This is a genomic window from Novosphingobium sp. THN1 (assembly GCF_003454795.1).
GTDB lineage: Bacteria > Pseudomonadota > Alphaproteobacteria > Sphingomonadales > Sphingomonadaceae > Novosphingobium.
The window spans coordinates 1,068,305-1,094,380 of record NZ_CP028348.1; the positions used below are offsets into that span (position 1 = coordinate 1,068,305).

23 protein-coding genes and 1 pseudogene are annotated in these 26,076 nt (G+C 63.2%); 5 read left to right on the forward strand and 19 right to left on the reverse strand.

Annotated features, from left to right (window positions below; genetic code table 11):
- The first annotated feature begins 1 nt into the window (after position 1).
- Both mobF and C7W88_RS24235 read left to right on the forward strand, forming a co-directional pair.
- Positions 2-3,046: a MobF family relaxase gene (gene mobF, locus C7W88_RS21945; RefSeq protein ID WP_118075700.1), complete on the forward strand. Its 3,045-nt coding sequence runs from the start codon at positions 2-4 to the stop codon at positions 3,044-3,046.
- Positions 3,047-3,361: 315 nt separating this feature from the next.
- Complete coding sequence (locus C7W88_RS24235; RefSeq protein WP_240345045.1) at positions 3,362-3,682, forward strand: DUF5818 domain-containing protein; 321 nt, start codon at positions 3,362-3,364, stop codon at positions 3,680-3,682.
- Here C7W88_RS24235 and C7W88_RS21955 read toward each other — a convergent pair.
- Together C7W88_RS21955 and C7W88_RS21960 are read right to left on the reverse strand one after the other, a co-directional pair.
- Positions 3,589-4,044 (reverse strand): type II toxin-antitoxin system YhaV family toxin, encoded by a 456-nt coding sequence (locus C7W88_RS21955; protein ID WP_118076043.1) that lies wholly within the window; start codon positions 4,042-4,044, stop codon positions 3,589-3,591. The genes C7W88_RS24235 and C7W88_RS21955 overlap by 94 nt on opposite strands.
- A gap of 23 nt (positions 4,045-4,067) precedes the next feature.
- Entirely contained in the window at positions 4,068-4,391 is a 324-nt protein-coding gene (locus C7W88_RS21960; RefSeq protein ID WP_118076045.1) for a type II toxin-antitoxin system PrlF family antitoxin, read from the reverse strand.
- A gap of 283 nt (positions 4,392-4,674) precedes the next feature.
- Between C7W88_RS21960 and C7W88_RS21965 the strand changes: the two genes are divergently transcribed.
- Positions 4,675-4,881 (forward strand): hypothetical protein, encoded by a 207-nt coding sequence (locus C7W88_RS21965; protein WP_118075702.1) that lies wholly within the window; start codon positions 4,675-4,677, stop codon positions 4,879-4,881.
- 2 nt (positions 4,882-4,883) lie between these two features.
- Here the strand turns inward: C7W88_RS21965 and C7W88_RS21970 are convergent, their stop codons facing one another.
- The 17 genes and pseudogenes from C7W88_RS21970 to C7W88_RS22050 all read right to left on the reverse strand — a co-directional run bounded on the left by C7W88_RS21970 (position 4,884) and on the right by C7W88_RS22050 (position 24,070).
- Positions 4,884-7,922, reverse strand: coding sequence for a conjugal transfer protein TraG N-terminal domain-containing protein (locus C7W88_RS21970; RefSeq protein WP_118075704.1), 3,039 nt, complete (start codon positions 7,920-7,922; stop codon positions 4,884-4,886).
- 35 nt (positions 7,923-7,957) lie between these two features.
- Complete coding sequence (locus tag C7W88_RS21975) at positions 7,958-9,319, reverse strand: conjugal transfer protein TraH (RefSeq protein WP_240345046.1); 1,362 nt, start codon at positions 9,317-9,319, stop codon at positions 7,958-7,960.
- Positions 9,320-9,405: 86 nt separating this feature from the next.
- On the reverse strand, positions 9,406-10,230 hold the full coding sequence (gene traF / locus C7W88_RS21980; protein WP_370073271.1) for a conjugal transfer protein TraF: 825 nt from the start codon (positions 10,228-10,230) through the stop codon (positions 9,406-9,408).
- 33 nt (positions 10,231-10,263) lie between these two features.
- The gene (locus C7W88_RS21985; RefSeq protein ID WP_118075708.1) at positions 10,264-12,348 is read right to left on the reverse strand and encodes a conjugal transfer protein TraN; all 2,085 of its coding nucleotides are present in this window, start codon (positions 12,346-12,348) and stop codon (positions 10,264-10,266) included.
- Positions 12,345-13,097, reverse strand: a complete 753-nt coding sequence (trbC, locus tag C7W88_RS21990) for a type-F conjugative transfer system pilin assembly protein TrbC (protein WP_240345047.1) — start codon at positions 13,095-13,097, stop codon at positions 12,345-12,347. The genes C7W88_RS21985 and trbC overlap by 4 nt, the downstream gene beginning before the upstream one ends.
- A 38-nt stretch (positions 13,098-13,135) precedes the next feature.
- Positions 13,136-14,149, reverse strand: coding sequence for a conjugal transfer pilus assembly protein TraU (traU, locus tag C7W88_RS21995; protein WP_118075712.1), 1,014 nt, complete (start codon positions 14,147-14,149; stop codon positions 13,136-13,138).
- Positions 14,146-14,826, reverse strand: coding sequence for a type-F conjugative transfer system protein TraW (traW, locus tag C7W88_RS22000; protein ID WP_118075714.1), 681 nt, complete (start codon positions 14,824-14,826; stop codon positions 14,146-14,148). The genes traU and traW overlap by 4 nt, the downstream gene beginning before the upstream one ends.
- 32 nt (positions 14,827-14,858) lie before the next feature.
- Positions 14,859-15,938, reverse strand: a complete 1,080-nt coding sequence (locus C7W88_RS24240) for a TrbI F-type domain-containing protein (protein WP_240345048.1) — start codon at positions 15,936-15,938, stop codon at positions 14,859-14,861.
- Complete coding sequence (locus C7W88_RS22015) at positions 15,931-16,227, reverse strand: hypothetical protein (RefSeq protein ID WP_162896298.1); 297 nt, start codon at positions 16,225-16,227, stop codon at positions 15,931-15,933. Before C7W88_RS22015 ends, C7W88_RS24240 begins: the two co-directional genes overlap by 8 nt.
- A 62-nt stretch (positions 16,228-16,289) precedes the next feature.
- Positions 16,290-18,866 carry a type IV secretion system protein TraC gene (traC, locus tag C7W88_RS22020; RefSeq protein WP_205525332.1) on the reverse strand — a complete coding sequence of 859 codons (2,577 nt, stop codon included), beginning with the start codon at positions 18,864-18,866 and terminating at the stop codon, positions 16,290-16,292.
- 5 nt (positions 18,867-18,871) lie between these two features.
- Entirely contained in the window at positions 18,872-19,678 is an 807-nt protein-coding gene (locus C7W88_RS24245; protein WP_240345149.1) for a TraV family lipoprotein, read from the reverse strand.
- A gap of 66 nt (positions 19,679-19,744) precedes the next feature.
- Positions 19,745-20,638: pseudogene (locus C7W88_RS24250) on the reverse strand (DsbC family protein); the annotation flags it as partial.
- Positions 20,639-20,652: 14 nt separating this feature from the next.
- On the reverse strand, positions 20,653-22,008 hold the full coding sequence (locus C7W88_RS22030; protein WP_118075720.1) for a TrbI/VirB10 family protein: 1,356 nt from the start codon (positions 22,006-22,008) through the stop codon (positions 20,653-20,655).
- Positions 22,008-22,820, reverse strand: a complete 813-nt coding sequence (locus C7W88_RS22035) for a type-F conjugative transfer system secretin TraK (protein ID WP_240345049.1) — start codon at positions 22,818-22,820, stop codon at positions 22,008-22,010. Before C7W88_RS22035 ends, C7W88_RS22030 begins: the two co-directional genes overlap by 1 nt.
- On the reverse strand, positions 22,817-23,389 hold the full coding sequence (locus C7W88_RS22040; protein ID WP_118075722.1) for a type IV conjugative transfer system protein TraE: 573 nt from the start codon (positions 23,387-23,389) through the stop codon (positions 22,817-22,819). Before C7W88_RS22040 ends, C7W88_RS22035 begins: the two co-directional genes overlap by 4 nt.
- Before the next feature lie 11 nt (positions 23,390-23,400).
- A complete protein-coding gene (gene traL, locus C7W88_RS22045; RefSeq protein WP_118075724.1) occupies positions 23,401-23,685 on the reverse strand; it encodes a type IV conjugative transfer system protein TraL in 285 nt (94 codons plus the stop codon).
- A gap of 70 nt (positions 23,686-23,755) precedes the next feature.
- Complete coding sequence (locus C7W88_RS22050) at positions 23,756-24,070, reverse strand: hypothetical protein (protein ID WP_118076055.1); 315 nt, start codon at positions 24,068-24,070, stop codon at positions 23,756-23,758.
- 370 nt (positions 24,071-24,440) lie between these two features.
- On the opposite strand from C7W88_RS22050, the gene C7W88_RS22055 reads away from it, so the two are divergent.
- Both C7W88_RS22055 and C7W88_RS22060 read left to right on the forward strand, forming a co-directional pair.
- The gene (locus tag C7W88_RS22055) at positions 24,441-24,956 is read left to right on the forward strand and encodes a hypothetical protein (RefSeq protein ID WP_118075726.1); all 516 of its coding nucleotides are present in this window, start codon (positions 24,441-24,443) and stop codon (positions 24,954-24,956) included.
- A 263-nt stretch (positions 24,957-25,219) separates the two neighbouring features.
- Positions 25,220-25,984: an SIMPL domain-containing protein gene (locus C7W88_RS22060; RefSeq protein WP_118075728.1), complete on the forward strand. Its 765-nt coding sequence runs from the start codon at positions 25,220-25,222 to the stop codon at positions 25,982-25,984.
- Positions 25,985-26,076: the final 92 nt, after the last annotated feature.

Below are 26,076 nucleotides of genomic sequence, written 5' to 3' on the forward strand. Positions count from 1 at the left end.
CATGCACTCCATCGCATCCGTCAGGTCGTCGAGCGGCGCAGCCGACTATTTCGCGAACGACAACTACTACACGGCCGATGAACACGCGGAAGCCGGGGTCTGGGGCGGCGAGGGTGCGCGCGCACTCGGACTTGAGGGTCAGGTCGAGCGCGACCAGTTCGAAGCGATCCTCAACGGGCGGCTGCCCGACGGCGAGATGGTGGGTCAGGTCGAAGGGCGGCGTCTGGGTCTCGACCTCACCTTCTCGATGCCCAAGTCCGCCTCGATCCTGGCGCTGGTGAGCGGCGACAAGCGGATCCTCGATGCGCACCTCGCCGCCGTCAAATCGACCATGTCGCAGCTCGTCGAAAAGCAGTTTGCCGAAAACCGCAACTACGACCGCTCGCGCAGCGGCGAGCCGCAAAAAACCGGCAATCTCGTCTATGCCCTGTTCGCCCACGATACGAGCCGCGCGCTCGATCCGCAGGGCCACATCCATGCCGTCGTCGCCAACCTGACGCGCGATCCGAAGGGCACCTGGAAGGCGCAGTGGAACGGCGAGATCTGGAAAAACAACACGACGATCGGCCAGTTCTACCATGCCGCCTTCCGCGCGCAGTTGCAGAACCTCGGCTACGAAACCGAGGCGGCGGGCAAGCATGGGTCTTTCGAGATCAAGGGCGTGCCAAGCTCGGTCATTAAGGAGTTCAGCCAGCGCCGCGAAGACATCCTGACCAAGGTCGAGGAACTCGGCATTGCATCGCCGCAGGGACAGGACCGGGTGACGGTCAATACCCGCGATCCCAAGCTCGCTGTTGAGGACCGCGCAGCACTCGTCCAGGCATGGCAGGATCGCTCGGCGGAATTGGGGTTCGATGGCCAGGCGCTCATCGCCGAGGCAAGGGCCCGCGCCGAGGTGCAGGCGCGCCCGACCTTCCGTGAAACCGCGACCGCCGCGCTTGGTGAAATCTCAACCCGGATCGGCGCCGCGCTGCGCACGCCGAGCCCGCTGGCGGTGAGCGGCCCGGCTGCGTTGTTCCTCCCCGCCGACACGATCAAGGCACAGCACGCCACCGCATCCGCAATCCGCCACTTGTCCGAGCGCGAGGCGGCGTTCTCGCCGCAGGCGATCCTCAGTGCTGCTTTGGGTTTCCAGATCAAGGGTCTCGAAGGCGGTGCCGTCGTGGAGCGGATCGGCGAGCTCATCCGCGATGGCCACCTGATCCCGGGCAAGACCGACCGGCTCGATGGCCACTTCGATCTGGTGACGACGCCGGCGGCGCTAGCGATGGAGCAACAGATTCTGGACCGCATCGATGCCGGGGCCGGAAAGGGCCGCGCGTTCATGCCGCCCGAGCAGGCCATGGCGCGGCTGCAGGAGGCGGCGCGCCAGCTTGGGCAGGCCCGCGCCGGGGTCGATAACTGGCAGCTCAACGAAGGCCAATTAGCTGCAGGCGTCGCGATCCTCTCCGGCACCGATCGCTTTCTCAATGTCCAGGGCGTCGCAGGTGCGGGCAAATCGACGCTGCTCGGAGCGCTCGACAAGGTCCTGAGTGATGATGGCGTCAAGCTCATAGGGCTCGCCTTCCAGAACAAGATGGTTGCCGACCTGCGCGGCGGGGGCAGCCAAGGCATGTCGGCCGAGCAGATGCGCGAGGCGGGGATCGAGGCCTACACGATCGCGAAGTTCCTCAGCACCTACGGCAGGGCTGCGGCCGCGGGATCGGGTGAGCGCTTCGAAGCCGCCAAGGCGGCGCTCGCCAACACGGTCATCATCACCGACGAAAGCTCGATGGTCTCCTCGCGCGACATGCTGCGACTGACCGCGCTCGCCGAGCAGCTCGATCTCGCCAAGGCACCCTTCATGGGCGACCGCCAGCAATTGTCGGCCATCGAACAGGGCAAGATGTTCGCCGTCAGCCAGGCCGCGGGGCAAGCAACCGTGCGGATGGACGAGAACATCCGCCAGAAGAACTCGCCGCTGCTGCTGGCGGTCGCCGGGCTCTCGAACGAAGGCCATGCCAGCCTGGCGCTCGACCTTCTTGCCGCTCACGGCCGGGTGATCGAAGCAGGGCCCGACCATGTGGCTCGTGCAGCCGACATATGGCTGTCGCTCAGCCCCGATAAGCGCGAGGCGACCGCGATCCTCACCGCCGGGCGCGATGACCGCGCCGAGATCAATGCGCGGGTCCAGGTGGGGCTGCTCAAGGAGGGCGCCCTTAGCGGGCCGGGTGTCACGCTCACTACTCTGCAGAGCGCCAACACCACGCGCGAGGAACTGCGCTTTGCCTCAACTTATCGGGTGGGCCAGGTGTTCGACGCGCGGATGGACGTGCGCGAACTGGGGCTGAAGCGCGGGGAGTACGAGGTGCGCGAGATCCGCAAGGACGGCAAGGTCGTGCTCGAGGCCGGGGGACGGCGCAAGGTCATCGACCCTGACCGGCTAGACCCCGATCATCGCTTCGACCGGATCGGGCTCTACGAGCAGAGAGAGCTCAAGATTCATGACGGCGAGACCGTGTTCTGGCGCGACAAGGATGGGGCCCGCGACATCGCCAAGTCGACCTATGCGACCGTCCTCGAGTGCCGGCCTGAAGGCGTGCGGGTCGAGCTTGCCGACAAGCGGCAACTGGTGCTCGCACCGGGCGATCCGATGCTGCGCCGGCTCGACCTTGGCTACGCGCTCAATGCCCATATGGCGCAGGGCATGACCAAGCCTGAGGCGATAGAGGTCATTTCCTCGTCGCAGCGTAATCTGGCGACCCAGCGCACGCAGAACGTGCTCAATACCCGTGCAACCGAGGACATGATGGTCGTCACCAACAACCTCGAAAGCCTCAAGCAGCAGCTCGACCGGACGCCTGGGAACAAGACCTCCGCGCTCGAGGTGGCCGGCAAAGTCGAGGTCGAACCCCGCCACCACAATCCGGTCGATCCCCGGCAGTTGCCCGAGCTCAGGATGAGCGCAGATCTCAAGGCAAAGCTGGATGCTTTGCTTGGTCCCGCAAGCGAACCGCAAGTGCAGCAGCTGCCAGTCCCCGAAAAGTCGCTGGGGCTCGATCTGTGACGTTGTCCCATTGCATGGGCAGCCTTTCGCACCTCGGCGTTCAGACGAGCTCTGTCGAGGTGTTGGATGACAATGCCGGTTGCCCTTGCACTGCTGATGGATTGTCCCCGCCGAGCCATGATCTGCGGGCACCGCGCGCGCTTTCGCGTCCTGCCCGCAAGGGGGAGACGGCGCGGTCCGGGTTGCCTCCCGCCGGGCAGCGCCAATCCTTCACCCAGACACTACTGGGAAAAAGCGGCTCGGCAGGCTAAGGACGAGCATATCGTTCGGCCTCCGGGCGGCTGCCTCCCGACCAGATTGCGCCATTCATGGCCTATGACGCCATCCCGTCCCCGTGTCTCCAGGTTCCACGACGGCACCATCGAACCGGGAGCGCGTGGGCCGATATTGCCGGACGAAGACGGGCTGTGCTGGCGGCTTGGGTTTGTCGACGAATGTGCGGTGGAGGTCAGCGGGCGGGTCCGGGTGTGTGGACGTATTGTCGATGTCGACCGGATCGAGGTCGAATATGTCGAGATGCAGTTGGATCTGAGTAGCCCGGGTCAGCTTTCGGTAAGTGTCTCACTTGCCTTCAGCAGGGCATCCCAATCCTCGGGCGGGTTGCCCTTGTCGAGCATAGCCCTGAAGACGGCATAGGCGTCGTTCTTCGCGCGATAGGTGCGAAGCGTGTCACTATCGTTGACCCATGCGAAGATGATGATCTTAGCGGATGTCGAATAGCGGAAAAACAGGCTGAATCGCCCATTTCCGAACTTCGCCCGGAACCAGTGCTTGCGGGACGGGCCCAGCGTCCCGCCCTGTCGGAATTCGGGGCGGGCTGGATCGACGGGGATTACCTCAAACATCAGCTTGCGAAGCGCCGCGAGGAGCTTCGCGTTGGCAGTCGATGCATATCCGCCGGGATCCTTCGCACGAGCGCGTTCGACAGCAAGCGTCAACTTCTCCAGTTGGTCGAGGAAAAGCGGATGGGTGTAGAGTGCCCATCCATTTAAGGTCATTCCTTCAAGGATTGGGCGCTTGCTCAAAGGTCAACGTCGCCATCAATTGCCTGGTCGAGATCGACCGGAACAGGGGCAGTCAGCGAAGTGATGCGTGCAGCCAATTCCGGGCCAAGGGCCTTCACCGCTTCGGGATGGTGTTTCAGATCGGCTGCCAGAAAGCTCAGGAAACTGTCAATTGCCGGATCCTCGTCGATATCGGCACGGCACACTGTGACCCCCGCATCGCTCACCCGAAAGGCAATGCGGCCGCCATAATCGACACCCAGCGCCTGACGCACAGCCTTGGGTATCGTGGTCTGTCCTTTGGCGGTAATGGTACTGATTTCCTCGAGTGAGATCGCCATGATGCTCTCCATTCTGGAGGCAAAGGTAAGGAAAATTTCTTACCCTGTCAAGGTTTGTACCAGGATCCACTCGCCTCGCCGTTGTCCATTAACCGCATTTTATCGGAGAATATCCGTCATAATCTCTGCATCATTGTCCATCACGGCCTTATGCGAAATAATTGACGCTTCACGCTGAGCAGCGTGAAGGTTCAGAAAGGGCGCGGAGCTTTCCCTTCTTCTGGTAAATCATTAAAAACCTGCGAGAATCCGATATGATCTTGGGAGTGCAAGGAGCGCCGCCATGGACCACAATCGCTATGGCTTCGATGGCTTGCCGCTAGTCTGCCGCCAAGCGGACACCGAGCCGGTCACGGGTCTACCGTTGCCGGGGATTCCGCAAGCAGGTGCCTCAGACCAGATCGGCAACCCATACGTTTTGCCTACGGTGCTTGGAGGTATCGCAATCTTCCTGATCATGTTCGCGGTGCAGTCCGGTATCTTGGGCTGACCCTATCCGCGTCGTCTGGCCACGTGCAGGTGATCCCGCGCCGGGTTGTCGGGGAACCTCTCGAAGTCGACCGCATAATTCGGGCCCAGGCGCTCGCGCACGCGATCCGCCCACTGCTCCCCCTGTTGGTCTGAAATGTTGTTTCCGCGGAAGTCGAGCGCTCGGTCGGCGTAGTGCGCCGAGCTGGAGGCGTGCTGGGTGCTGTCATTCCCCGAGGTTACCACCGGGCGCGGCAAACCGAGCGCCCTTGCTTCGTCCGCCACCACGCCCATCGCAGGGACGAGGTCGCTGTTCATTCGGCCGAGCCGCGCGCCGGCCTTGACGCCCATACCGAGTTCCCTGGCAAGCCTGGCACCATCAACCGGGCCTTCGGGCGCGGCAAGCAGCGTTCCTCCTTCGAGTGGTGAAGCCATGAAGGGCGGCGTGCGATCGGCTGGCGGAAGCGATGCGGCTTGCGGCATGCCGAGATCGGCATGGCTGCCGAGCTTGCCCTGCCCGGCGATCGAAGTGACATCGCCCAGCTCTTCGATCCGACGGTTCCTGAGGTCACTCAGCAGGTCATCCATGATGTAGCTGATCGCCTGATCGCGCCGTGCTATGTCGGGGTAATCGAGCCAGGGATTGGCAACGTCTGGAAGGTGCCACTCGGGGTGCTCGCGCTGCAGCGCCTCGTATCGATCCTGGATCAGGTTTGACATGTCGCTCGAGACCTGGAACCCGTGGCTTTCTGCATAGCTTGCTTCGTTCATCATACGGCTGCCAATCTCGCGATAGCGCGCGGCGGCGGCGCGGCGTTCCTCGGCTTCGGAGACCCGCCAGTCGGAGCCCTCGCTCCTGGTCCGACTCTGGCTGGCATCGGTGTAGTCGGAGTTCTGGCTGAACGTGCCCGAAGACTGGACGTCGCCGCTGTTGCCGCTGACGACGACGCGACTGCTGACATCCTCGGACTTGTCGGTGCCGCGGGTAACCTGGTTCGTTGCTGACCGCTCCGCATTCGTTCTGGCATCGTTCCCCCATTCCCTTCTGCCGTAGATTGAGGCGCCGAGTCCTGCGGAAACGCCGCTGCCTGCCAGATTCTTGCCTGGAGTCCCCACGGTCCCGTTAGCCGAACCTGTGAGTGAGCCGCCAAACGCCCTTTGATCGAAATTCCCGCTCGAACGGCTATTGCCCTGCCGCAGGATCAGATCGTCGTTGGTCACCTCGCGGGTCGACTTGCCGGCCGAGACCTCGACCGTGACATTGCCGCCGACATTGTGGGTGTCGGACGCGCGCGATCCGCGTTCGCTGCGGCTGCCGGTCACCTGGCTGCTGGCAGCAACCGCACTGCCGAAGGTTCCGTGCGCGCTGCTCCAGGTCGCCGAGGTGCCGTTCTCGATCCGGTCGGCCTCATTGAGGTACCACTGGCCCTGATTGCGCAAATTGCTGGCATAGCCCCGCGTCATCGAGGCCTTGAACGGCAACTGCGAGATTGCTCCACTTGTGTCGATCACCCGCGCGCCGCTGCCATAGGCATGAACCATCGCGCCATCGTCGCTTCTGAGGCCCATGTGGCTTGCACCCACAGCCAGATTGGGGGCCTGGTTCCACTGCGCCATCTGGCGGTTGTTGGCGTTGAAGTTGCCATGGCTTACGTCGCCAAAGGCATAGTTGCCGGTGGTTCGTTCGGCGGCTGCAGCGTCCGCTGCTCCCTGGGCAGGCGCCAGCATCGAGCCCATGCTATGCGCGACCGACAAGGTTCCGCGCATGACCATCAAGGCCAGGACCGGGACAGACATCATCAGGAACCCGGCCATCGTCGCGATTTCCTGGTTCACCCCGGCAATGCCGGACCAGTTGCCAAGCGTGACCCCACCGCCGGCAAGCGCGCGCGACTGGGCCGCGAGCCGGTCCATGACGAAGCTGTGGATCAGGACATAAATCGGTCCCCAGGCAGCCAGATAGAAAAAGCCGGCGAAGTAGCCCTTGAGTGTCGCGATGCCCGTGCGCGGAAACAGCAGCAGGGGGAAGACCACCGGGAACAGGGCGTAGAACACGACCGTCATCACGACATTGAGGACCGGGATCCAGATGAGGCCCTGCTCTGCAGCTGTGGTCATTGCATTGCGGGCTTGAATATCTGCGCGCTGCAGCGCGAAGGCATCGGAATCGACGTTCCCAAAATCCAGCTGCGCAGCTTCGAACGCATCGACCATGCTCTTCTGGCGAAGGATCTGATTTCGTGAAGCCGAGGTGCCGGTCAGCAGCTGCGAGATTACCGGCAAGTCTGCTGCGAGCTTGCTGCTCGCTGCGGCCGATGCGAGCTTGGGATACAGCGTGCGCGCAAACGGGATGGCCGCCGCGTCGACCTGTGCGTTCCACTGCGCATTGAGCGTCTGCCAAGCCTGTGCGCAGGTCTTGCCCTCGATGTCGGTTGCGCCCCCGGTATCGGTCAGGAACTTCATGCCGCGATTGGTCGCGGCATTCACGCCGAGCTCGGCCCAGATGTCGTTGGACTCACTGAGGACTTTGAGACTGCGAGTGCCCAGGAGGATGTCGTAGTAGGCGCACTGCTTGAGAAAGCCATCGAGATTGGCGCGGAAGACCGGATCCCGGATCTCGAACGCACGTGTCCTGTCCCACAGCCGGGCGCCATAGACAAAGCCGCCGGTCGAGTAGTTGAGCGCCGAAGGCATCACGAAAACCGTTTCGGCCGTGCGGGTGAAGTAGTCGCTGATCTGGCTGGTGAACGAGGCCATCATGCCAAGACCGATCGGCACGTTGGCAACGGTGGCAGGACCAAGGCCGGGATTGATGCGATCGGTGACCTTGACCGTCACGGTTGGTACCATCAGCACGAGGTAGATCAACGTTGACTGAATGAACCAGCGCAGCCACACCCGCCAATCGAGGTCCATCGCGGTGATCAAGAGGGCATAGGTCAGCCCCATGACCATGCAGACCCTGAGCAGCGAGCGGAAGCCGCCGGACCCGGTCCAGGCCGCTATGGCGTTGAAGGTGTTGACGAGAAATTCGCCGCTGCCGACCGTGAAGACTTCGAGCATGTGCCGCCCTCCCCTTGGCGTGACCCTTCCTGGTCCTACTGGACCTGGGTTCCGAGCGACCGCGAGAAGCGCAATGCCGCCGCCATTTGCGGCGTGAGCTGGCTGCGCAAGGTCTTCTCGAGCATCTGCGTGCGCTGGATCAGGACGAAGGTCTGGTCGAAGCGCTGCGATGTGAGCGCTGCAATCCCGAGGAAGTTGCGCCGGGTTTCGTAAAGGCCCTCACGCCATTCGCGCAAACTGTCCGCATCGGCCCCGTTGAAGTCCGAGCGGGCGTTCACGGCCATGTCGATGAAGCGCATGGTCATGGTGGTGACGAGGTCGACCGCCACGATTTCGGAAAGGTCATTCAATTCCTGAGCCGAGATGCCAAACTCGGCGGCGGCACTCACCGTGATGATCTTGTAGACGGGAACGCTTGCCATGCCGAGCAGCTGAATCTCGGCCGGAGTGAGCGCAGCGCCGGGATCGCGCACCTTGCGCGCCATGCTCTCGATGAGGGTGCGGACGCGCGCCTTGATCGCCGCATTGGGGCCGATGACCATCTGCGTTTCTGTCGGGCGCATGCACGCGGCGCTGTCACTGCCGCAGGTGAGGACCTTATGCGGGCTCGATGCGGTGCCATCGAGCATGGCGCTGATCAGCGCAGCATCGGCAGGACCAATGAACTGGACCCGCGGCTTGCCGTCGTTTCCGGCCGGATCGTAGATGACGGTGCCGACCAGCGTCATCAGGAATTCGCGAAACTGCGTGTCGAACCCGCCGTATTTGTGGGAGAGCGCCTTCCAGGTGTAGTTGTTGGGCATGCCGGCAAGCTCGCCCATGGCGGGATCGGAGTTTGCGGCCTTGAAGCTCTCCCGCTGTCCGCCGTTGTTGCATTGCTGGCGCGCACGTGCCCAGTCGGCAACCGCGCCCTGGCTATTGGCGATCGCTTCGCAGACCACCGAGGAGGCGGTGTCGCTGGTTGGCCACAGGCCGCCAACGAGCGCCTGTGCGGTCTCGCAACTGGCAATGTTCATCTGGTTCATCTGCTGAACCTTTTGCGCGAGCTCATCCATCACCTTGCCGATTTCGGGTGAGATGGTGTCGATCGCGAGCTTGAAGGCGAAGCCCAAGGCATTGTTGGCAGTCGCTTTCATCATGGCGACGAGCTCGGCGGTGTTGATGAAAGAGAAGGAGCCCGAGAACAGGTCGATGCCGCCACAGCCGGCGCGGGCATGGGGCAACTGGAGATTGAACGGCTGAATGTTCTTCTGCGGAAAGCGCGACCACACCGAGCCCATCGAGTAGTAGCCTGCGGACTGTCCGCGATAGGCACTGGGGCCAGTGACATTGGCGGCTGCGCCCATCTCGCTCATGAAGCTCGACATCTCGCCCTCGACCCCAGCGCTTGCGGGCATTGGCGTTCCGAGAAGGAGGGCACCGCCTGCAACGGCTCCAAATAAGCCCCTGCCCCGGCCTGGAAGGCGAGAGAACCGGTCATTCATCAGAAGTCGCTCCCGCTCTTGACCGTGGTCAGCTGGAACACGCGGTCGAGAATCTCGTCCTGGCTTAAGATGCCGTAGCCGATCGGCATGGGTCGCCGGGTCACGCTGTCGAACAGGACCAGGGCCGGCACTTGCCGGTCGCTGCCGAGGCCGAGCCGCTCGTACTGTCCACTGTCGACGATGTAGTCATGGAATGTGGCCGAGGGGCCACCGTCCAGCGAGACTGCCAGCACAGGCAAGGCATAGCGATCGCTCACGGCCTTGAGGATCGGAGCGAAGATGTCGCAGGCCCCGCAACTCGAAGCAAAGAAGTAGAAAACGCCGTAGCGGCGACCGAGTTCGGCCATGACATGATCGCGATCGGCCTTGCGCTTGTCGATCCAGGTACGCTTGCCGAGCGTCGAGACCGGCCGCTGCAATGTGTAGTCAAGCACTGGGTCTTGCCATAGCGCACGCTGCCAGACATCGGCAAAAGTCGAGGAGCGATCGAGCTGCGCGCGCTGGAAGCGGATGTAGGAGGTGACGTTCTCGGGACTGGGATCGAGGATCGCCCTCGCCTTGAGCTCCTCGAGTTCGGCACCGATGGCGGCAAGCGTTGCCTTGGGCGAGATCCTGATTGGTGCAGGTGCAGGCTTGCGCTCCGGGGGCTCGCAGTAGAACCAGGTGCCGAGCTGCCGTTCGGTGCAATAGAGCGCATCCGGGTCGCGGCGGATCTCTATTTCACTGCTCTCGCTGGGCGCTGCATGGCCTTGCGCTGAGAGTCCGAGAGCCATCGCCAGGCCGGCCGCACCGAGAGGCCCGAGGGTTGTTGTCGACGTCGGCATGGCGTGCTCCTTTCGTGTCGCTCGCGTGCGGGTTTATGGCTGGGCCTGGCCGTAGAACTGGCCAATGCGGTTCTGGACTTCGACCAGCATCGCGACCTCCTCGGGCAGGCGCGCGGCCTCGGTGAAGTCGGCGTAGATCTCGGAAAAGTTCATGACCGACAGATCGAACTGTTGGAACTCGTAGACAGTGAAGCCTTCGCAGCTTTCACTCTTCGGCCGCCCCCAGGGCTTGCGGAGTTGCACCCGGCCCTGCTCCTGCAGGATGCGGGTCAGCTTCGAGGCAAAGCAGCAATAGGCATCGCGCTTGGTTACGCAGAGGCCCAGGACCTTGGAGGAACAATAGGTCCCGACCTTGTGGCACAGGCCGGCATCGTCCTTCTTGTCGAGTTGCTGTTCGGCGGCGCTGCACAGCCACGGCGTCAGGATCGGGGCGCCCTTGCCCGTGCAGCAGTTGGAAATGCCGAAGATCTTTTTGGCGCACGTCTCGCGGCTGCCTTTGAACAGCGACAGGTCGTTCTCGCTGAATTCGGCATTGGCCTGCCCCAGGGCATGGAGCCCGACCAGTGCGTCCTTGAACTCATCTGACGCTTCGCGCTCGACCGTCTCGCATTCGCCATTAAGGCAATAGATGTCGCCCGAGCAGAGGTATTGCTGAGGTTCGGTGACTGAGCCCGGAACCGGGCAGGAATAGCTGCGCTCGGTGACCTTGCAGGACTCATCCGGATCGGGCGGATCGTCGAGACAGATTTCGCCGGTCTGTCGGCACCCGGGTGTGGCTTCGATCGCGCCGCAGTCGTTGTTGCCACCAGTGGCTTGGCTGCACACCGAGGTGCGTGTCTTTTCCCAGCAGGCCTGCCGCACCGGAATGCCGCCGATGACCCGGGTTTCGTCGGGCACGCTGCAGATCTCGTTGGTAGACGTGCAGTTTTCCGGATCAGCAGTGCAGGGACTGGTGGTCCATTGCGCGGTGAACCACCGCGTGTCGCTGCGCTCGGGCTGGAGGCCAGGCACCAGGGCGTTGCAAGCGTAGACCTCCTCCTTGGGCGCCGTCTCAAGACAGCGCAGCTTGCCACCGTTGATGGGATCGCCTGCAAAGTCCCAGGATAGGCAGAGGTCGCGCTCGACGAGACCAGCGGATTGGGCATTTGTGCGCGTGCACGAGGATGTGCCGAGATCTCGCGTACATTGCTGCAAGCCCGTGAGGTATCCGAGTGGTGCCCCGGTCGCTGGATCGACGCTCAGAGCCTGTGCAAGCCCTGCGCGATTGCAGCGATAGACGTGACCACTCGCTTCAAAGGCGCCGACAGGTGTCGGCGCGGTCGTTGTGCCCACAAGGAAAGCGTCCGGATCGGAAACGGCCGCGTCGCAAGTATAGGAGGTGACAGCAAGGCCGTACTCGGGGACTGGCGTGGTGCCAGTGTTGCGACACTGTCCCGCACCCACCAGTGCTCCGCAGCCGTCATAAGTGGGCGAGGAGACGCAGACATACTGATAGTCGAGGGCCTCCCAAGGCCTGACCTCGAGCGTGGTCTTGCAGCTCTGCTCATGCTCGACGATGCTTTCCCCAATGTTGCAGGTCATCTCGACACTGCCTGGCGCGCTCGATCCCGCCGGCAGAGGTGTACAGGCCCCGGCGCTCCCGCCGGTCTCCACGCCCTCGACAAAGCGGGTCGGGTCCTTGGCGATGGCGGCGGCGCGTGCCAGGTCCTCGCGCTTGACCGCGATACGCGGGCGCGACGTGGCATTGGCCGTGCGCCAGGCTTCGCTCTGGCTGGCCGCGACCGCACCGTCCGTGGCCAAGGCATCGGCATGGTCGTAGTAGCGGGCCGCTTGCGGATAGTTCGGGGCGTAGCCCGGGATCTGTGCTGCTGCGCCCGGAGCCGCAGTCAGGCCCTGGTAACTCTGCCGCAACGCGCTGCCCAATTGTCGCGCCTCCGCCTTTGCCTGGGCAGCGGAAGTCGGCCCTTCCGCACGTCCCGGGGCTGGCGCGGTTGGCAGTGCCGGCAGAGCTTCGATCACATCGTCAGGTGGCGGGATGGTAATCTGCGCAGAGGCGTTCGCCGCGACAGCGACATAGCCTAGCGCGGCCAGACCGGCGAACAGAGCCGGGCCTTTCATTGCCCGCGCCCTTTCTCTAACTGGTTCAGCGCAGTCCGCGCGATTGCCGCACCAGATTCATTGGCGGCGGCAAAGTGCTCGAGCGCATAAGCGAGGCTGACATTGCCGGTCATGCGTGCATGGGCCGGCACCGCGTTGGTACAATCGAGACCGTCACAGAGCTCGTAGCCGCCTTCTGCCACGACGAAGGTGGGCGCGGCATCGATGCGGAAGGCGCGGAACAGCCGCGGATCGATCGCGATGTGCGCCTCTTCCTGCCTGCTTGTGACCACACGCATCAGGCCTCGGGCAAAAGCCTTGACGCTATTGTCCGGAAAGCCCCTGAAGACGACGACGCCCCCTGCCCGCGTGGTATCGCGCACCAGATGCTGGAGCGAGGCTTGCGGCATCGACAGGCTGGCAAAGACGATCAGCAAGGGTCCCTCGCCCATCGGCACTTTTGCGTTTGCGGCAGCGCCATCCAGGATCGCGTCGAAATCAACCACCCCCGCTGGAGCGCGGGCGCTGAGCGCCTGCTGCTCGTGCGCGGAGGTCTGGTGGGTGTCCGCGCGGACCTGCTCTGCCGCACCACTCTGCGCCTCGGCCCGTTTCAGCGCCGACGCGACAAGCGCCTCAAGCTCGTCAGTGCTGGCGCTGTTCCTTGCGCGAATGGCTCCGAGATCAAGCCCGTCAATGCTCTGCGCTGTGGCTCCCGATACGGCAGCAAGCATCGCAAGTCCGAAAAGACGCGGCGCAAGGCGAACCGTCAACCGCAGAGGTCTGCGTTCGAGAGGGACGCGCTGCGACTTCATAACGCGCAACAGTTGCGCTTGCGCCAGACGAGGTAGCCGAAATCCTCGCCTTTGACCGGATAGCTCTTGCCGGTCTGCGGGTTGATCGTGGTGGCACCAAGCGGTGCGCAGGCGTAGCGACCTTTCACCGTTGCCGTGGGATTGGTCATCTGCAGGCGGTACTGCTGCTTGCGCATGACCGGCATCAGGTACTTCGAACACAAGGCCCTGGACCCCATCGTACCCCAAGCAAGACCGCTGCGGTGCATCTTGTAGAGCATCCGCGTGGCAACGAGGCGCGAGGCCTGGACCGGGGTGACATGTGCAGCGACATGACCGTTCAAGGGATACATGCTGCCGTTGCAGCCGGCGCACCAGAACAGCTGGTCGATCGGCAGCTTCGCGGTCGATGCGACGCAGTCGGCAGCGCAAGCCGCCGTAGCAGCAGGTTTGGCAAATAAAGCGACCTCGGGATTGAGGATCGAGGTCAGCGCGGAATCCTGCCAGAGCGGATCGAGTTCCGTGACATAGGCGATGTCGAAGGTCGTCTGCTCGAAACAGAGGAAGTCGGTCAGGATCTCCATCCAGTAGAGCAGCGGGTAGACGTAGTAGTGCGCCTGCCACTGCGAACTGTTCTGCGTCTTTCCGCCCACCTGGCTTCCACCCTGGACATGGCCGCCCCCGATGTCGAAACCGGGGTCTAGGCGGATGCCGCCCAGGTTCGGGAAGCACCACGGTTTGTTGGTGACATCGACCAGCCTTGCCGGCTCCCAGAAGCCGATCGAAATCCCGATGCGCGGGATCGGGCTGCCACAGGCGCAAAGCGGCAACGACGGGTTCTTCGGGTCGGGCCGCGAGCCTTTCCAGATCGCCAGACCGCCGACGGAGAGTGGAAAGAGGCAGGACCAGCATACATCGGTGATCGGATTGACGAAGCTGCCATGGCACGGCGCGCGCGCCGCCTTGGCCGGGGTCATGGTCCCCAGGAGGAGCGACACCGCGAGCAGGATGGTGCGCAGACTTCGGTTCATGACGCCGGGCCCCGCCGGATTGTCGTGTCGGGAATTGGTATCTCGGAAACCTGAAGCTTCCCGCCAGCTGCAGTGACGACCGCAGGCGTGTGGCGGATGCCGAAGCGGGCAACCAGGGCACCGCGCTGATCGAACCAGAAACGGCGCTGGAAGGGTTTCATCGCATCGAAGGGCGAACCGGCAACGAAAATGACCTTGGCTTCGTTCGGCATCCAGTGACGCGTGGCCCAGTCGAGCTCCGCCGTTCGGCGGCCATCGACGAAGACCAGATCCGTTGGCAGCGGAACAAGATCCAGCGGATTGACCCGCGTGCCCCTTGCGGCAATGCGTTCGCCATTGGCGCCGATCACGTCCTGCTGGAGCACGAAGGAGGGATCGAACAGCCACTCGCGGCGCTCCTGCGCGGGACTCAAGCCTGCCACGAGCGCTGGCCGGCGCACGCTCGCGATCGCTGTGTCCCGCATTTGGGCCTGTAGTTGCGCGATGCTGCCTGTGGCCTCGAGCGTGTGTAATCGCGTGGCAATGACGGTCAGCATGTCGGTTTCGATGATCGGAAAGATTTCGCCCATCCTGCCATGATCAATTGCGGCAGCGGGCACAGATCCCGCGACAAAGCCCACGACCACGATGCCCGCAATGCCCGCGACAAGACGGGCCGCACCGGGAATGCCCCTCATGCGTTGGACCCACGGCGTGCTCGTCCGGCGCGTCATAAGGCTGCGTCCCCCGAGCCGATGATCTGGCGCTGACAGACAAAGCCGATCTCGGCGTAGCGGCTGTCAAAGCCATCCTTGTGCGCAGTGCCCGCATAGAAGCAGCCTGGAGGCACAATGCCGGTCGGCCCCGGGGTCAGTGTTTCGCCACGCGTCGTCCGCGCCTTGAGCCGGGCAACTGGCCTACCGTTGACGAGGACGGTCTCGCCCTGCCGGGTGACAACGTCACCTGGCATGCCCAGCGCGCGCTTGGCGAACGGAGCCGACAGTCGCCCGAAATGAGTGCGGATCAAGGGGATGTCGGGCGGCGCAAAGACGATCAGGTCACCGCGCTGTGGCATCCTTCCCTTGTCGATGAAGAAGGCCCACTCCGGCATCGAACGGGTGGTGTTGATCAGGATCGCATGATCGTCGCGCCAGTCCGCAAGCGCCGATCCTGTCATGAGCGTCAGGCCCAGGGCGCCAATGGCGAGCCAGCGCCGGCTTGCGCGCAAGCGTTCAGCGGGCTCTGTCATCGTCAACCTCGCTATCGGCAGCGCTGCCACGGGCTGCGCTTGCGGAATTGGGGCCATGACCTGGCGCATTGCGTCGATGACGGGGCTGTTGGTGGCGGTCCTGGAGACCGGCGACGGCACCTTGGCGTAGACTTCCCGGCGTACTGCCATCGTCACATCGGGAACGTTGCCGGCCAGAACGGCCTCGCCCACCAGCACGACTTGGCCACGCGCGCCTCGCGCTTCAAGATTGCGCTGCACGGCACCCATGAAGGCCTTCGTCTCGGCAGTCACAACATCGGGGGGTGTCTGCGATCTCGCCTGGGCTGCGACATATTCGCCGATGATCGAGGACAATTGCACACGCACTAGCGTTGGCGCTGTCGGGGTGCTGAGCAGTTCACGCGTGACCCAGGCGCCCCACAGTCCGGCTACGACTATAGACCCGATCAGTCCCACCAACTTCCAGTCGACCGAGCGGCGTCGCGCGTTGACGGCGATTGCCGTAGAAGGCACTGCTGGAGCGTCCGTTTCGAACAGAGGTCCGGGGCCGACCTCCCCGGCCACGCGGCGGTCAACCATGAAACCTCTCCTTGGATGGTGTTTGCGCGCGCTCTGAATGCCAACGCGGCAACGATCCGGCGCGCAGCACCGCGAGCCCCAGGAAAAGGATGGCGCTCGCGATCCAGAACCGGTCGCGCAAGTGCGTCTGATGTGCGGCTTCGGCCGCAAGATAGCGGCTCGCGAAATTGTCGAGGTGAAGTAGCGTGCCGGTAAGGGTGAATTCACCGAGCACGATGAACAGCGCAAGCCAGATCGCCTCGGTGCAGCAGATGTTGATGAGCAGCCACCCGGCGAGGCAAAGGCCCATGTGGCAGGTGTCCTGGACTTGGACGCAAGATGGCAGGAAACGCGCAAAGGCAGGATAGCGGATCATGCCCCGGACTCTGCCGCCATTGCGGGTTCCGCGCGATCCGGGAAGGCAACCTGTTCGATCGCATCTGCGAGCGGCACACCCTGGCCGACCAGCGTCTCGATCGCCGAGAAGACCTTGGGGCTCGAAGAGTAGAGCGTCGCTGAATAGGGATCGAGCACCAGACGTCCGACCGCCAGAGTCTCGGGTCCCTTGATCAGGACGTCAGAGTATTCCGTGCCATTGCGTTTCAGCGAGCGGATCAGCGCCTCGGTGTGCCGGTCCATCTCGAAGCGCTGGTGCCGGGCAAGATCGTTGACCGTCTCTTCCTTTTGCTGGAGCACCACCGACCAGTCGCTGTTCTCGAGCGCGGCCAGCGAGCCTTCCGACTTGTAGAAATCGTTCAGGGACTGTGTCGCTGTGACCAGCGCCCCACCGTATTTGCGGCAGGTGCGCGCATAGGTCTCGATCGCCTGGCCCATCTGTCCGCCGCCGAGCAATTGCCAGGCTTCGTCGATCATCGTCAGCTTGGGGATCGAGCGGTCGAGATCGCGCATGACGCGCAACGTCAGGAACATCAGCGCGGTCAGCGCGACCGAGCGCAGCTCGGGTTTGGATGACAGGTCCGACAACTCGAAAACGGTGAGATCTGCCGTCAGGTCAATCGAACAGGATCCGGCAAAGAACCGTCCGTAAGTACCGCCCGACAGGAACGGCGACATCGCATCTGCGAGATCACTGGCAAATGGCGAGGGGCTCGCGCGCAGGGCAGCGGCGATCGCATCGATAGTGCCTGCGCGCTTGTGCTCGCTCCACACCCGGCTGACCGCAGAATCGATCAAACCGCGCTCGGTATCGGACAGGCGGTCCTGCTGGCGCGCCATCTGCCCGACGATCGACTTCAGCATGGCAAGGCACTCGACTTCGTAGTCCTCGCCATCGGCATCGCTCTCGAGCGCCCGCGCATCGATCATGTCGAAGGGATTGAGCGAAAAGCCCGACGACAGCCGAAACTCGACGAATGCGCCGCCGAAGGCCTTGGCCATGTGCTCGAACGAGCGCCCATCGTCGATCACGATGACCTTGGCACCAGCCCCGGCAAGTGCAGCGCAGACGTCCTGGAGGAAGACCGACTTGCCCGAGCCCGATTTGCCGAACACCGCGACATTGTGATTGCCGGCTGCATTCTGGAACGGAGACCAGAAGAAGGGTTGGCCGCGCCGTCCCACCAGCAGCAGGTGCGGGATCGCACCGCCGACATACTCGCCCTGAAGAGGCGCGATCGCTGCTGCAGTATTGCTCAGCATCGTGCGCAGCCGCTTCATGCGCTTGAGATCGCCCGACAGGCCATTGGGGAGCGCGAGCGGCATGGCCGCCAGCAGAGCCATCGTCTGCAGGTAGCGCTCTTCAACCAGGTCCCAGCCAGCTGCCTTGTAGACTGATTTGAGCAGACGTTCGTTGGCGTCGCCCCTGCCGAGCGGCGAGAGTGCGCCAACGGCATAATAGGCTTGGACTAGCTTGCGCCCCTCGCGCAGTTCCGCCTGGACCTGCTGCCACTCGTCGCGCTGCTGCGCCAGTTGCGGCAGGAAACGCGCGGAACGGGAGTCGGCAAGGCTGGTAGTGCGCAGCACCTTGAAACCGGCCCGCGAAGCCGTTGCCTCCTCATCGGACAGGACGAACCCCAGGACCGTGAGCACGTTGCAGCCGAAGCGCAACTTGTCGTTGAGCACGTCGCCGATCAGCTTCTGGACGTCCCATGGCGCCCATTGCCGCGGCATTTGCCGGACCGAGAAGAAGCGCCAGTCGAAGGCTTCGGGTTCGCTGGTCGATTGCGGCGCTTGCCTCGACGTTGGCTCACTTGCCCGTCCTTCGCGGCTGACCTTGAGCACGATACGGTCGGGAGAGATTTCGGTGATGAGGTCGCCTCGCAGACATTGCTGGTGGATGGGGTCGAGTGGAGAATAGAGGTCTTCGCTCTCGGCATTGTCTATGCCCGGAACGAGGAGATCGTTCAGAAACGCGATCAACTCGGCAGGGGCAATGTCGCGGTAGGGAATGCTCAGTGCCTGCAAGGTCCCGCCGAGGCTCTCGCGAACGCTCGCAAGGTCCGTTGCAGTCAGCGAAGACCCCAGCGATGCGCCGATGCTGACGAGCACGCGATGCTGGCGCAGGCAAAACGGGGCATCACGCGACAGCGAGGTCCAGGCCGCGTTTCGCAGATAATGGGCGCGATGCTGTGCCGCGCGCCCGTAGACGCCTTTGGCAAGCACCCTTGGCATGACCCAGTCGGCAATGCGCACGCCGGCCGCAGGGCTCTGCCAATGGATGATCTGCACTTCGCAGCCTGCCGGCAAACCGTCTGAAAGGAATTGGGTGAGAATCTCGCCGGTGCGCTCGTCCGCCCCGACCATCGGCGCAAGCTCGAGAATGAAGCCCATGCTGGCCGTATTGATGAACAGCCGGGTCTCGGGGTCGTAACTGCGATAGGGCAGCCAGTCCGAGAGCATCGGCACACCGGTTGATTGCGGCGCAACATCAGCCCGCGCCCCTTCGCCGAAGACGAGATCGAGAAAACGATTCCATGCGCTGGTCGACATGGCGATCAATCTTCTCCGGGCGCTGAGAAAGTTGCAGGCGGATTTGCGGCTGAGGGCATCCCGGACGTTGCAGGGCGAGGCGAGGCAGTTTCTGACGTATGTTCCGCCGCAGGCTTCGGTGTAGCCCCTTGAGGCGATGCCGCTGCTTGTGCCTGCGCTTTGGGTTGAATCTGCTTCGCGGTTGCCGAAAGGCGTTCCGCAACTTGGGCCCGGATATCATCGAGCGTGAGAGGGCTGATGGGCGGCGGGGACTGCGGGCTCGCTGGTCCTCCGCTGTTGCCCACCGTCGGCGCCGCAAGCGATTGGTCCGATATGGATGTTTCTGACGGGTCAGGTGTTGGAGTGGCAGGTAAAGCCTCACCCTGGCTCGGGTCCATTCCGGCTAGGGGCGCCAGAGAACCGTCCGTCAGTTCGATCCAGCCACCCCGATCGACAACGGTGTGAACTACGCGGGCTTCATGCAGGTTGCCTGCATCATCGACATAGGCAGGGAAGACGAGGCGCAAGGTCCGGGCATCGCTGTGGAGCAGGTTGTTGCTTACGCGGGCTGGACCTGCAGAACGACCTGACGCCGAACGGCGTCGCGCCGACCGAAACGCCTCTGCCCTCGCCTTAACTTGGCTCAGGCCGACCAGACCTTGGGACTCAGAAGCGGCAGATCGGGCACTTCCGATCAAGGCCAGCGCTTGATCGTCGATCAGCGTGGATGGCGCACAAGTCCCACCGGGCGCACTGCAAACGAAGCTCCCCTTGACGTTATCGCCAAGCAGCACGCCGCAGGATGACAGGGCCGCGCTGGATAGCAAGACCATGACCGAGCGGGCGCTGGCAATGGACTGGAACGCGCAAAGCCTGTGCGATCGGGGCTCATGAGCGCCCCCCTTGATCCAGTTCTCGAGAAACGCCCGTTGGCGGAATCCCTCGATCACCGCACCATCGCTGCGAACCAGAACGGGGGTTCCAGCAATGCCCTGCTCCCTTGCGAACCGCTCGTTGGCATCAAGCGCCGAGGTATCGCAGGGCTTGGCCTGCTCGATAGCCATTCCGGCATAAGCGGCCTTGATCGCCCGTGCCCGATCGCGAGCACAGAACACCTGGTTCGCGAGTGCTCGGCTGCCAAGAATGGAGATGGGCCGCTCGATGACCCGTACGCTCATGGCTTCGAGCGTCTGCGACAGGGCACGGCAGTATCCGCAGCGAAAATCGCTGAATACAGTGACAGTAGGGCCTGAAGGGTTGCCCCAGACAATGCCGCCAGCGGCGGGCAGTCCGGCAAGGGACATCGTCCGGGGCGCCCCGCTCGCGGCCGGGGTGGAGGCGCCGCGTTCGGGGTTGGGGTCATCGGATGCCAGGTCGGTTTCATGCCCACTGCCCTTGGTGGCGGCAGCTCCGAGCAGGAGATCCGGGTTCACTTCCAGTAACCGTGCTGCCGTCAGATCCCGGCGCGTTTCCATGTCGTAGACCCGGCCGACCAGCAGATATCGGCCAGAGCGATCGACATAGAACAGCTGCGACCCTGCGGTGACTTCGCACAGGCCATCGACCAGAGTGCAGTTGACCTTGGTGGCGGGCGTACGCGGCAGGCGTTTTCCGAGGGCATGCCTGACCCGCATCTCAAGGTCGGCCGTCTGCCCTGGGCCCGGCGAGCCGGCCTCGGCCCAGACCAGCGAAGTGCCACTGCCGACAAGGATGGCGGCGAGGGGCAGCAGGATTCTGGCCGTCCGCGCTGCGATCTTGGTGCGTGCAATTCTGGTCGTGGCGTCTGCGAACATTGGGTGCGGCCTCCTCAGCCCTGGATGAACACGCCTTCGAGAAACACGATTTCGACATCGATGCCGGTCGGCATCTCGATCACGGGCTGGTACTGCTCGGCCCGTTCGATCAGGTACCTCGAGACCATGTCGCCAGAAGTCGCGACGCCCTCGCCGATCCCGCCCTGCAGGATGTCTCCGGGGCCGAGCTTCTGCCGCTCGCCATTGACATTGACCGTACTGCCGGTGAGCAAAGAGGTGCTGTTGGCAGCAAAGCCTCGGCCAAAGCCTCCGGCGAGGCCTGCCAGGAACGCCTGGCCGACGAGCGCACCTTCGCGGCTCACCACGCGGCCGCGCACGCCGGTCTTGCCGCCGAACGCGATGAAACCCTTGACGTCCGAAACTGCATAGCGACCGCCCTTTTGCGGGCAGGTCATGCGTTGAAGTTTGACATAGACCTTTTCCGAGGAGAGGTCGCCGCGCGCCGCGCCATTGACCAGGCAGCCGCTGATCTCCGTCTTGAGGAGGCGCCCCCTGTCATAGACCGAGCGTGCAGGGCCAGTGATACGCAGGACAACCGGGAGTGGATCGGTCTCGCTGCGCACTCCTGCATTGGCATCGACGCCGACGATGACGCGCGCGACCGCGATCGAATTGGGCGGCAGATAGTTGGCACTGTCGGTGTAGACGGTGTTGCCCTTGGGCACCGGAGATCCCGTTCCTGCGGCGCCTTCTCCGAATGAAATCAGGCTGACCTCGCTCTTGCGCAGCGAGCCGAACCCGGCGGCTGCGGCCGCCGCTTCGCCCGCTGGCGTCGTCCCACTCTGGGTAAACGAGGAAGCGTCAGGCCCGTACAGGTTTCCAGGAGCTGCCGGCGCAGTTACCGGCGACTGGCGAGCCGCATCGAGCGCCGCGCGTAGCTGATCGTTCTCTGCCTGGTAGGCGGAAAGGATCCGCTGCGAGTCCGCTGAAACGGCACCGCCACTTTCCCCTGCCGAACCGGACAGTTGTTGTTCCAGCTGGCCTGCGCGCTCGGCGCGCGCACCAAGCGTGCGCAGTTCTGTTTCGATCCCGGCAATCTGCGCCTCGGATTGCGCCCGCCATTCCTTCTCGGCCATGTTGGTGTTGACCATCTCGTCGACCGAGACACCGGAGGCCAATGCATCTGGCGAGACGCCTTCTGCGGCATCATCACCCGAAAAGATGTAGAGCGATCCTGCCACCAGCGCCAAGAAGCCGACGCCGGCAAAGCGTATGCTTTGCTTGCGCCGCTCCGCCTCATTGATGGCATTGGCATCGCCCAGTGGGGAGACATCGCCTTGCGGTGTGTCGACAGTTGCGCCGCCATCGAGCACGCGCTGCTTCTTTCGAAAGATCTCGGCGAGCTTCATTATCGTGCTCCCGCTTTCTGGATGAGGTAGACGGCTGAAACGGCGTTCGGTGCGAGCTCGCTGACCGGTGCCATAAAGGCGACAGCGCCGCGGGCTGACAGGACCTGCTCGTCGAGCGTGATCGGCTCGCGCGCCGTGTTGCGGACCCGCAGGATAAGACCACGCAAGTCCTCGCCCTGGTATTGCCCGATCTGCTGCACTTCGAGTTTGCCGATCCGCACGGGCGCCAGCACTGCCGCGACCTGCTCGAAGCCTGCGATCGCCTCGCTGCGGTACATCGCCTGGACAAGCCGTGTCGCTGTCTCCTCGGGAGATGTGGGCCGCAAGGCTTGTCGTTCGTCTTGCGCCTGGATTGCGCGATTGGCAACGAAGAGCTGTTCGGCCTCCTCACCCCTCACCTCGCAGACGAACTTGTAGACGTAACCTTTGCGAGTGGTTCCGAAGAACGAAAGCTTCGACTTCCCATAGCCGTCGGGAACGGAGAGGTAGATGTCGCCACGCGTGGGTTCGTTGACGATCTTGAAATCGTCGTCGGCGTTCCCGGTCGAGATCTTGGACACCGAGGCGAACTGGTCGCCGGCAAGACTGATCCGCGTGAGGTCCCTGGCTGAAGCGATACATCCAACCGTGCCATTGTCTGCCGCCAGCACGGACTGGTCGGCCAAAGCCGGGCTTCCTGCCATGCACATGCAGATCGACAGAACCGCAAACAAAGGTGCGAGGAAGCTGGCTCTGGACGGCGGGCGCTGCGGCGTGCGGGTGGACGCAGCGTAGTGAGCGGTAATGGGGTGCGTGGGAGGCGCGCGCATCATGCGTCCTCGCCTTGCTTCTGGTCGGGTTGTACCTGACCGAAGGCAACCAGGCGCAGCGACACCCCGCTGTAGCTCCAGACGAACCGGAAAGTCCGCGCCTCCGCGCTCACTTCCTTCGAGCCGGCCACAGTGTGTAAGGTTCCGTTGACCTCGCTGGTGAGGCTCGCGGGATCGACCGTGAGCTTCTCCATCGTGAAATACTGCGAGACGCTCGAGCCGCTCTGGTCGGTCACGACCTTCAGAAGTTCCGCCTTCATGCGCCCGTGTGCCTTGGGGTCGGTCAGCGCCAGCACCGCGTCCATCCAGTACGGGAGATTGGACGGCGAGCGATTGAGCATCAGCAAGGCCGCGTCACGCGTCACCAGTTCGAGATAATCGCGACTGACTTCGCCCGAAGTGATTGTCAGCGGACGCGACAGGACGGGCTGGAGGATGACCTCGCGGTTTTGTCCCGCTGTCGTAAGGGCTAGCAGAAACGTTGCTGCGAACAGGGCGAGCGAGCTCGCGGCAAGCAGGTTGCGCTGTTTCAGCAGGCGCTGCTGCTGCTGGTGGGTTATCGCGAGATCCATGGTTCGCGGCCTCATCCTGCCATGATGCGAAGATGTGAGGGTGGCGTGGCCTTGAGGCCGATAAAGGCGCCCGGCAGATGCCAGTAGGCCGTGTGAACAATCCAGGACACCGCCCTACCCGCCTTCAACTTGCGCAATCCCCACCAGGCCAGCACGCTCATCAAGAGCCCGATCAGAATATGTTGAGACAGGATCCCCCAGGCGAAGGGAACGATCAGGCCAAGGAACTCGTCGAGAGTCCAAAATCCGATCAGTTCCGGATCGTCGAGGTGCTGAGGCACGATGTATCTGTGCATGGTCACGTCGCCACCCTCCTGATGTAGCTGACACGTCCCGAGGGATTGGTAAGCTACAGCCGATCAAAGTTCAGATCGTCGCGGTGATCGCGGCGGTCACGATCGGCACGCCGGTGCCCACGCCCACGCCCACGCCAACCGGTATGGCGATCTGCGCAAGGCTGAAGCGCCCGGCGGCGAGGCCGACGACCCCGCCGGCAAGACTTAGAACAGTGATGATCTTGCCGCCCGAGCCTTGGAGGAAGCCGGTGAATTTTGTCAGCGCGGTGCTGAACGTCTGATCTGTGCCAGCCATTGCCATCTCGCTTCCGAGGCTGGCGGCAATGGCTGCAATCGCCGCGCCCTGAAGAAGGACTGTGCCCTTTCCCTTCCAACTGCTTGTCATCGGTTCTGGCTCCATTCGTGAAAGGTCGCCGCGTTGTCTGCGGGTGACTTCAGGGAGCGGCCGCTGTGGGCTTGAAGCAATGAATTGGGTGCGCGCGGGAAGGACAATTGCGGGAAGTGGAAATTCGCGAGGTTCGCGATATCTCACTTCGGGACGTTTCATTCCGCCAATCAGGGAAGCTGTTTCCCTAATTCGGGCAGCACGGTGTTGAATTCCGGAAAATGCTGTTCCCGCAATGGGAGCACTGCAGCAGGATTGCGATTCGCGGTCTCGAACCACATAATTCTATTTCGAATCAGAGAAATACGTCGATTATGATGTTGACGGAAAAAGCCCTTATGTGATGCCATGCGGTCAAAGGGGAACTTCGATGATGCATGGGGCAATGACGCCAGAGACGGTCTTCAATCCGACCTTCACCCTCAGGAATGCGAACCATGGCGCCGGTGCAAGCGATGCCGATACAGAGCAATGCCGATACAAACGTCTGATAAACGGCGAACTCGCCCGCCAGTCCATTCCCCTGGCGCACATGGCAGATAAGCTTGGATTGCAGCGGACCAAGCTGCACAAGGTGCTGCGGCAGGGCGCGTTTCTGAGCGAGGACCTTCGCGATCAGCTATTCGAGGAATTGGGGATAGACCACACTCGAGCGACCATCGCGGTGTCCATGCTCAAAAGTGAGGCTACCTATCACGACCAGGCGGTGTTCCTCGCTACAGAAGCACTGAAAGGATTGTACTGCGAAGCAGCGTCGGCAAGACGAGGTGCAATCCAGGTCGATCTGCGACCGGCGATCATCCATACTGCTTTGGGCCGTGCCTATGAGATGTTGCTGACGCATCAGGAACGCGTTCTGGAGGCAAACCGCACGTTGCTGAGCTGAGTCAGCTCGCAGGACGGATACGTTATCCCCCTCGCTAGTTTCAAGTCGCCTGCGGCTGGGCTAGTGAAGCAGCTTCCGCCTTAATCACGGACGTTCCCAGCCTGATCAAGCGTCATCGATTCCCGCCTTTCGTTCAGCCGGCTTAAATTGCGGCGGAAAGGCTTGGGCTGGGCTGAAGCGGTCGTTTTCGTGCCAACGCATGGGAGCCTTACCTTGGCGCCGGCATTTTAGGAACGTGAAGAACTATCTGTAGGCCGCGCCATATGACCAATCGCTTTCTTGCTTTACTGTCTGTGCCGCTCCAAACGTCGTGTGGGGGAGGCACAGAGATTTCGCGCGGGGTCTCCCGCGAGGAAACCTTGCTGTCGGTCAGTGCCACCGGACACGCGGAATCGCGTCCTGACAAGGCCGAGTTCCAGGCGGGTATCGAAACGTGGGCCCGCTCTGCGCAGGAAGCGAGCGCGGCCAACGGCAGGAAGATCGATGAGATCGTCGCAGCGCTGAAGGGGGCGGGGGTACCGGAGAAGGACATCCAGACTCGCGCCGTCTCGATCAACCGGATCGATTGGGGCAACCGCAAGGGCCAGTTCCAAGCGATGAACCTGGTTAACGTAACCGTTCGCGATGCGTCCAGGGCTAATGAGGCTGTGGCGGCAGCCACTGAAGCTGGCGCCAACATCGTCTCTGGACCGAACCTGTCGATGACCGACCCAGAGGCGACCGCGAACCTTGCCTACGCCGACGCCTATAGGGCTGCTCGTAAGCGGGCGGAGGCTTATGCCGGGGCGGCGGGAATGGAAGTGAGCCGCGTGCTCTACATTCGCGATGCAGGCGGCAGTCAGGGCAACACTTATTTTCGCGCGGCCGACGCGACTGCGGTCGAGGCGGCTGCCCCGCGCAACCAGCAGGCGGCGCCGGTCGCCCCGCCCCCACCGCCGCCGGTCGCGGGCGGCTCGTCGCGCATGATGATCGGAACGACAAACTCCGACGTCTTCATTCAGGTCGATTTCGCCTTGCGGCCGAAATAGGGGCCCGCCGCGACTGGTGCCAGTTGCGTCACACCGCGCGGGTCGGCGGGGAAAGGTCACCCATGATCTCCCGACAACCGGTCATTCAACAC

Excerpts from the sequence above, each read along its gene's own strand:
- C7W88_RS22060 (WP_118075728.1), top strand. The coding sequence starts at position 25,220 with ATGACCAATCGCTTTCTTGCTTTACTGTCTGTGCCGCTCCAAACGTCG.
- C7W88_RS22015 (WP_162896298.1), bottom strand. The coding sequence starts at position 16,227 with ATGGGCCTTTGCCTCGCCGGGTGGCTGCTCATCAACATCTGCTGCACC.
- C7W88_RS24235 (WP_240345045.1), top strand. The coding sequence starts at position 3,362 with ATGACGCCATCCCGTCCCCGTGTCTCCAGGTTCCACGACGGCACCATC.
- C7W88_RS21985 (WP_118075708.1), bottom strand. The coding sequence starts at position 12,348 with ATGAAAGGCCCGGCTCTGTTCGCCGGTCTGGCCGCGCTAGGCTATGTC.
- C7W88_RS22055 (WP_118075726.1), top strand. The coding sequence starts at position 24,441 with ATGATGCATGGGGCAATGACGCCAGAGACGGTCTTCAATCCGACCTTC.
- traU (WP_118075712.1), bottom strand. The coding sequence starts at position 14,149 with ATGAACCGAAGTCTGCGCACCATCCTGCTCGCGGTGTCGCTCCTCCTG.
- C7W88_RS24240 (WP_240345048.1), bottom strand. The coding sequence starts at position 15,938 with ATGGTTGACCGCCGCGTGGCCGGGGAGGTCGGCCCCGGACCTCTGTTC.
- C7W88_RS21955 (WP_118076043.1), bottom strand. The coding sequence starts at position 4,044 with ATGACCTTAAATGGATGGGCACTCTACACCCATCCGCTTTTCCTCGAC.
- C7W88_RS21960 (WP_118076045.1), bottom strand. The coding sequence starts at position 4,391 with ATGGCGATCTCACTCGAGGAAATCAGTACCATTACCGCCAAAGGACAG.
- C7W88_RS24245 (WP_240345149.1), bottom strand. The coding sequence starts at position 19,678 with ATGGTCTTGCTATCCAGCGCGGCCCTGTCATCCTGCGGCGTGCTGCTT.
- C7W88_RS22035 (WP_240345049.1), bottom strand. The coding sequence starts at position 22,820 with ATGATGCGCGCGCCTCCCACGCACCCCATTACCGCTCACTACGCTGCG.
- C7W88_RS22030 (WP_118075720.1), bottom strand. The coding sequence starts at position 22,008 with ATGAAGCTCGCCGAGATCTTTCGAAAGAAGCAGCGCGTGCTCGATGGC.
- C7W88_RS21970 (WP_118075704.1), bottom strand. The coding sequence starts at position 7,922 with ATGCTCGAAGTCTTCACGGTCGGCAGCGGCGAATTTCTCGTCAACACC.
- traW (WP_118075714.1), bottom strand. The coding sequence starts at position 14,826 with ATGAGGGGCATTCCCGGTGCGGCCCGTCTTGTCGCGGGCATTGCGGGC.
- traF (WP_370073271.1), bottom strand. The coding sequence starts at position 10,230 with ATGCCGACGTCGACAACAACCCTCGGGCCTCTCGGTGCGGCCGGCCTG.
- C7W88_RS22050 (WP_118076055.1), bottom strand. The coding sequence starts at position 24,070 with ATGACAAGCAGTTGGAAGGGAAAGGGCACAGTCCTTCTTCAGGGCGCG.
- mobF (WP_118075700.1), top strand. The coding sequence starts at position 2 with ATGCACTCCATCGCATCCGTCAGGTCGTCGAGCGGCGCAGCCGACTAT.
- traC (WP_205525332.1), bottom strand. The coding sequence starts at position 18,866 with ATGTCGACCAGCGCATGGAATCGTTTTCTCGATCTCGTCTTCGGCGAA.
- C7W88_RS21965 (WP_118075702.1), top strand. The coding sequence starts at position 4,675 with ATGGACCACAATCGCTATGGCTTCGATGGCTTGCCGCTAGTCTGCCGC.
- C7W88_RS22040 (WP_118075722.1), bottom strand. The coding sequence starts at position 23,389 with ATGGATCTCGCGATAACCCACCAGCAGCAGCAGCGCCTGCTGAAACAG.
- traL (WP_118075724.1), bottom strand. The coding sequence starts at position 23,685 with ATGCACAGATACATCGTGCCTCAGCACCTCGACGATCCGGAACTGATC.
- C7W88_RS21975 (WP_240345046.1), bottom strand. The coding sequence starts at position 9,319 with ATGCCCGCAAGCGCTGGGGTCGAGGGCGAGATGTCGAGCTTCATGAGC.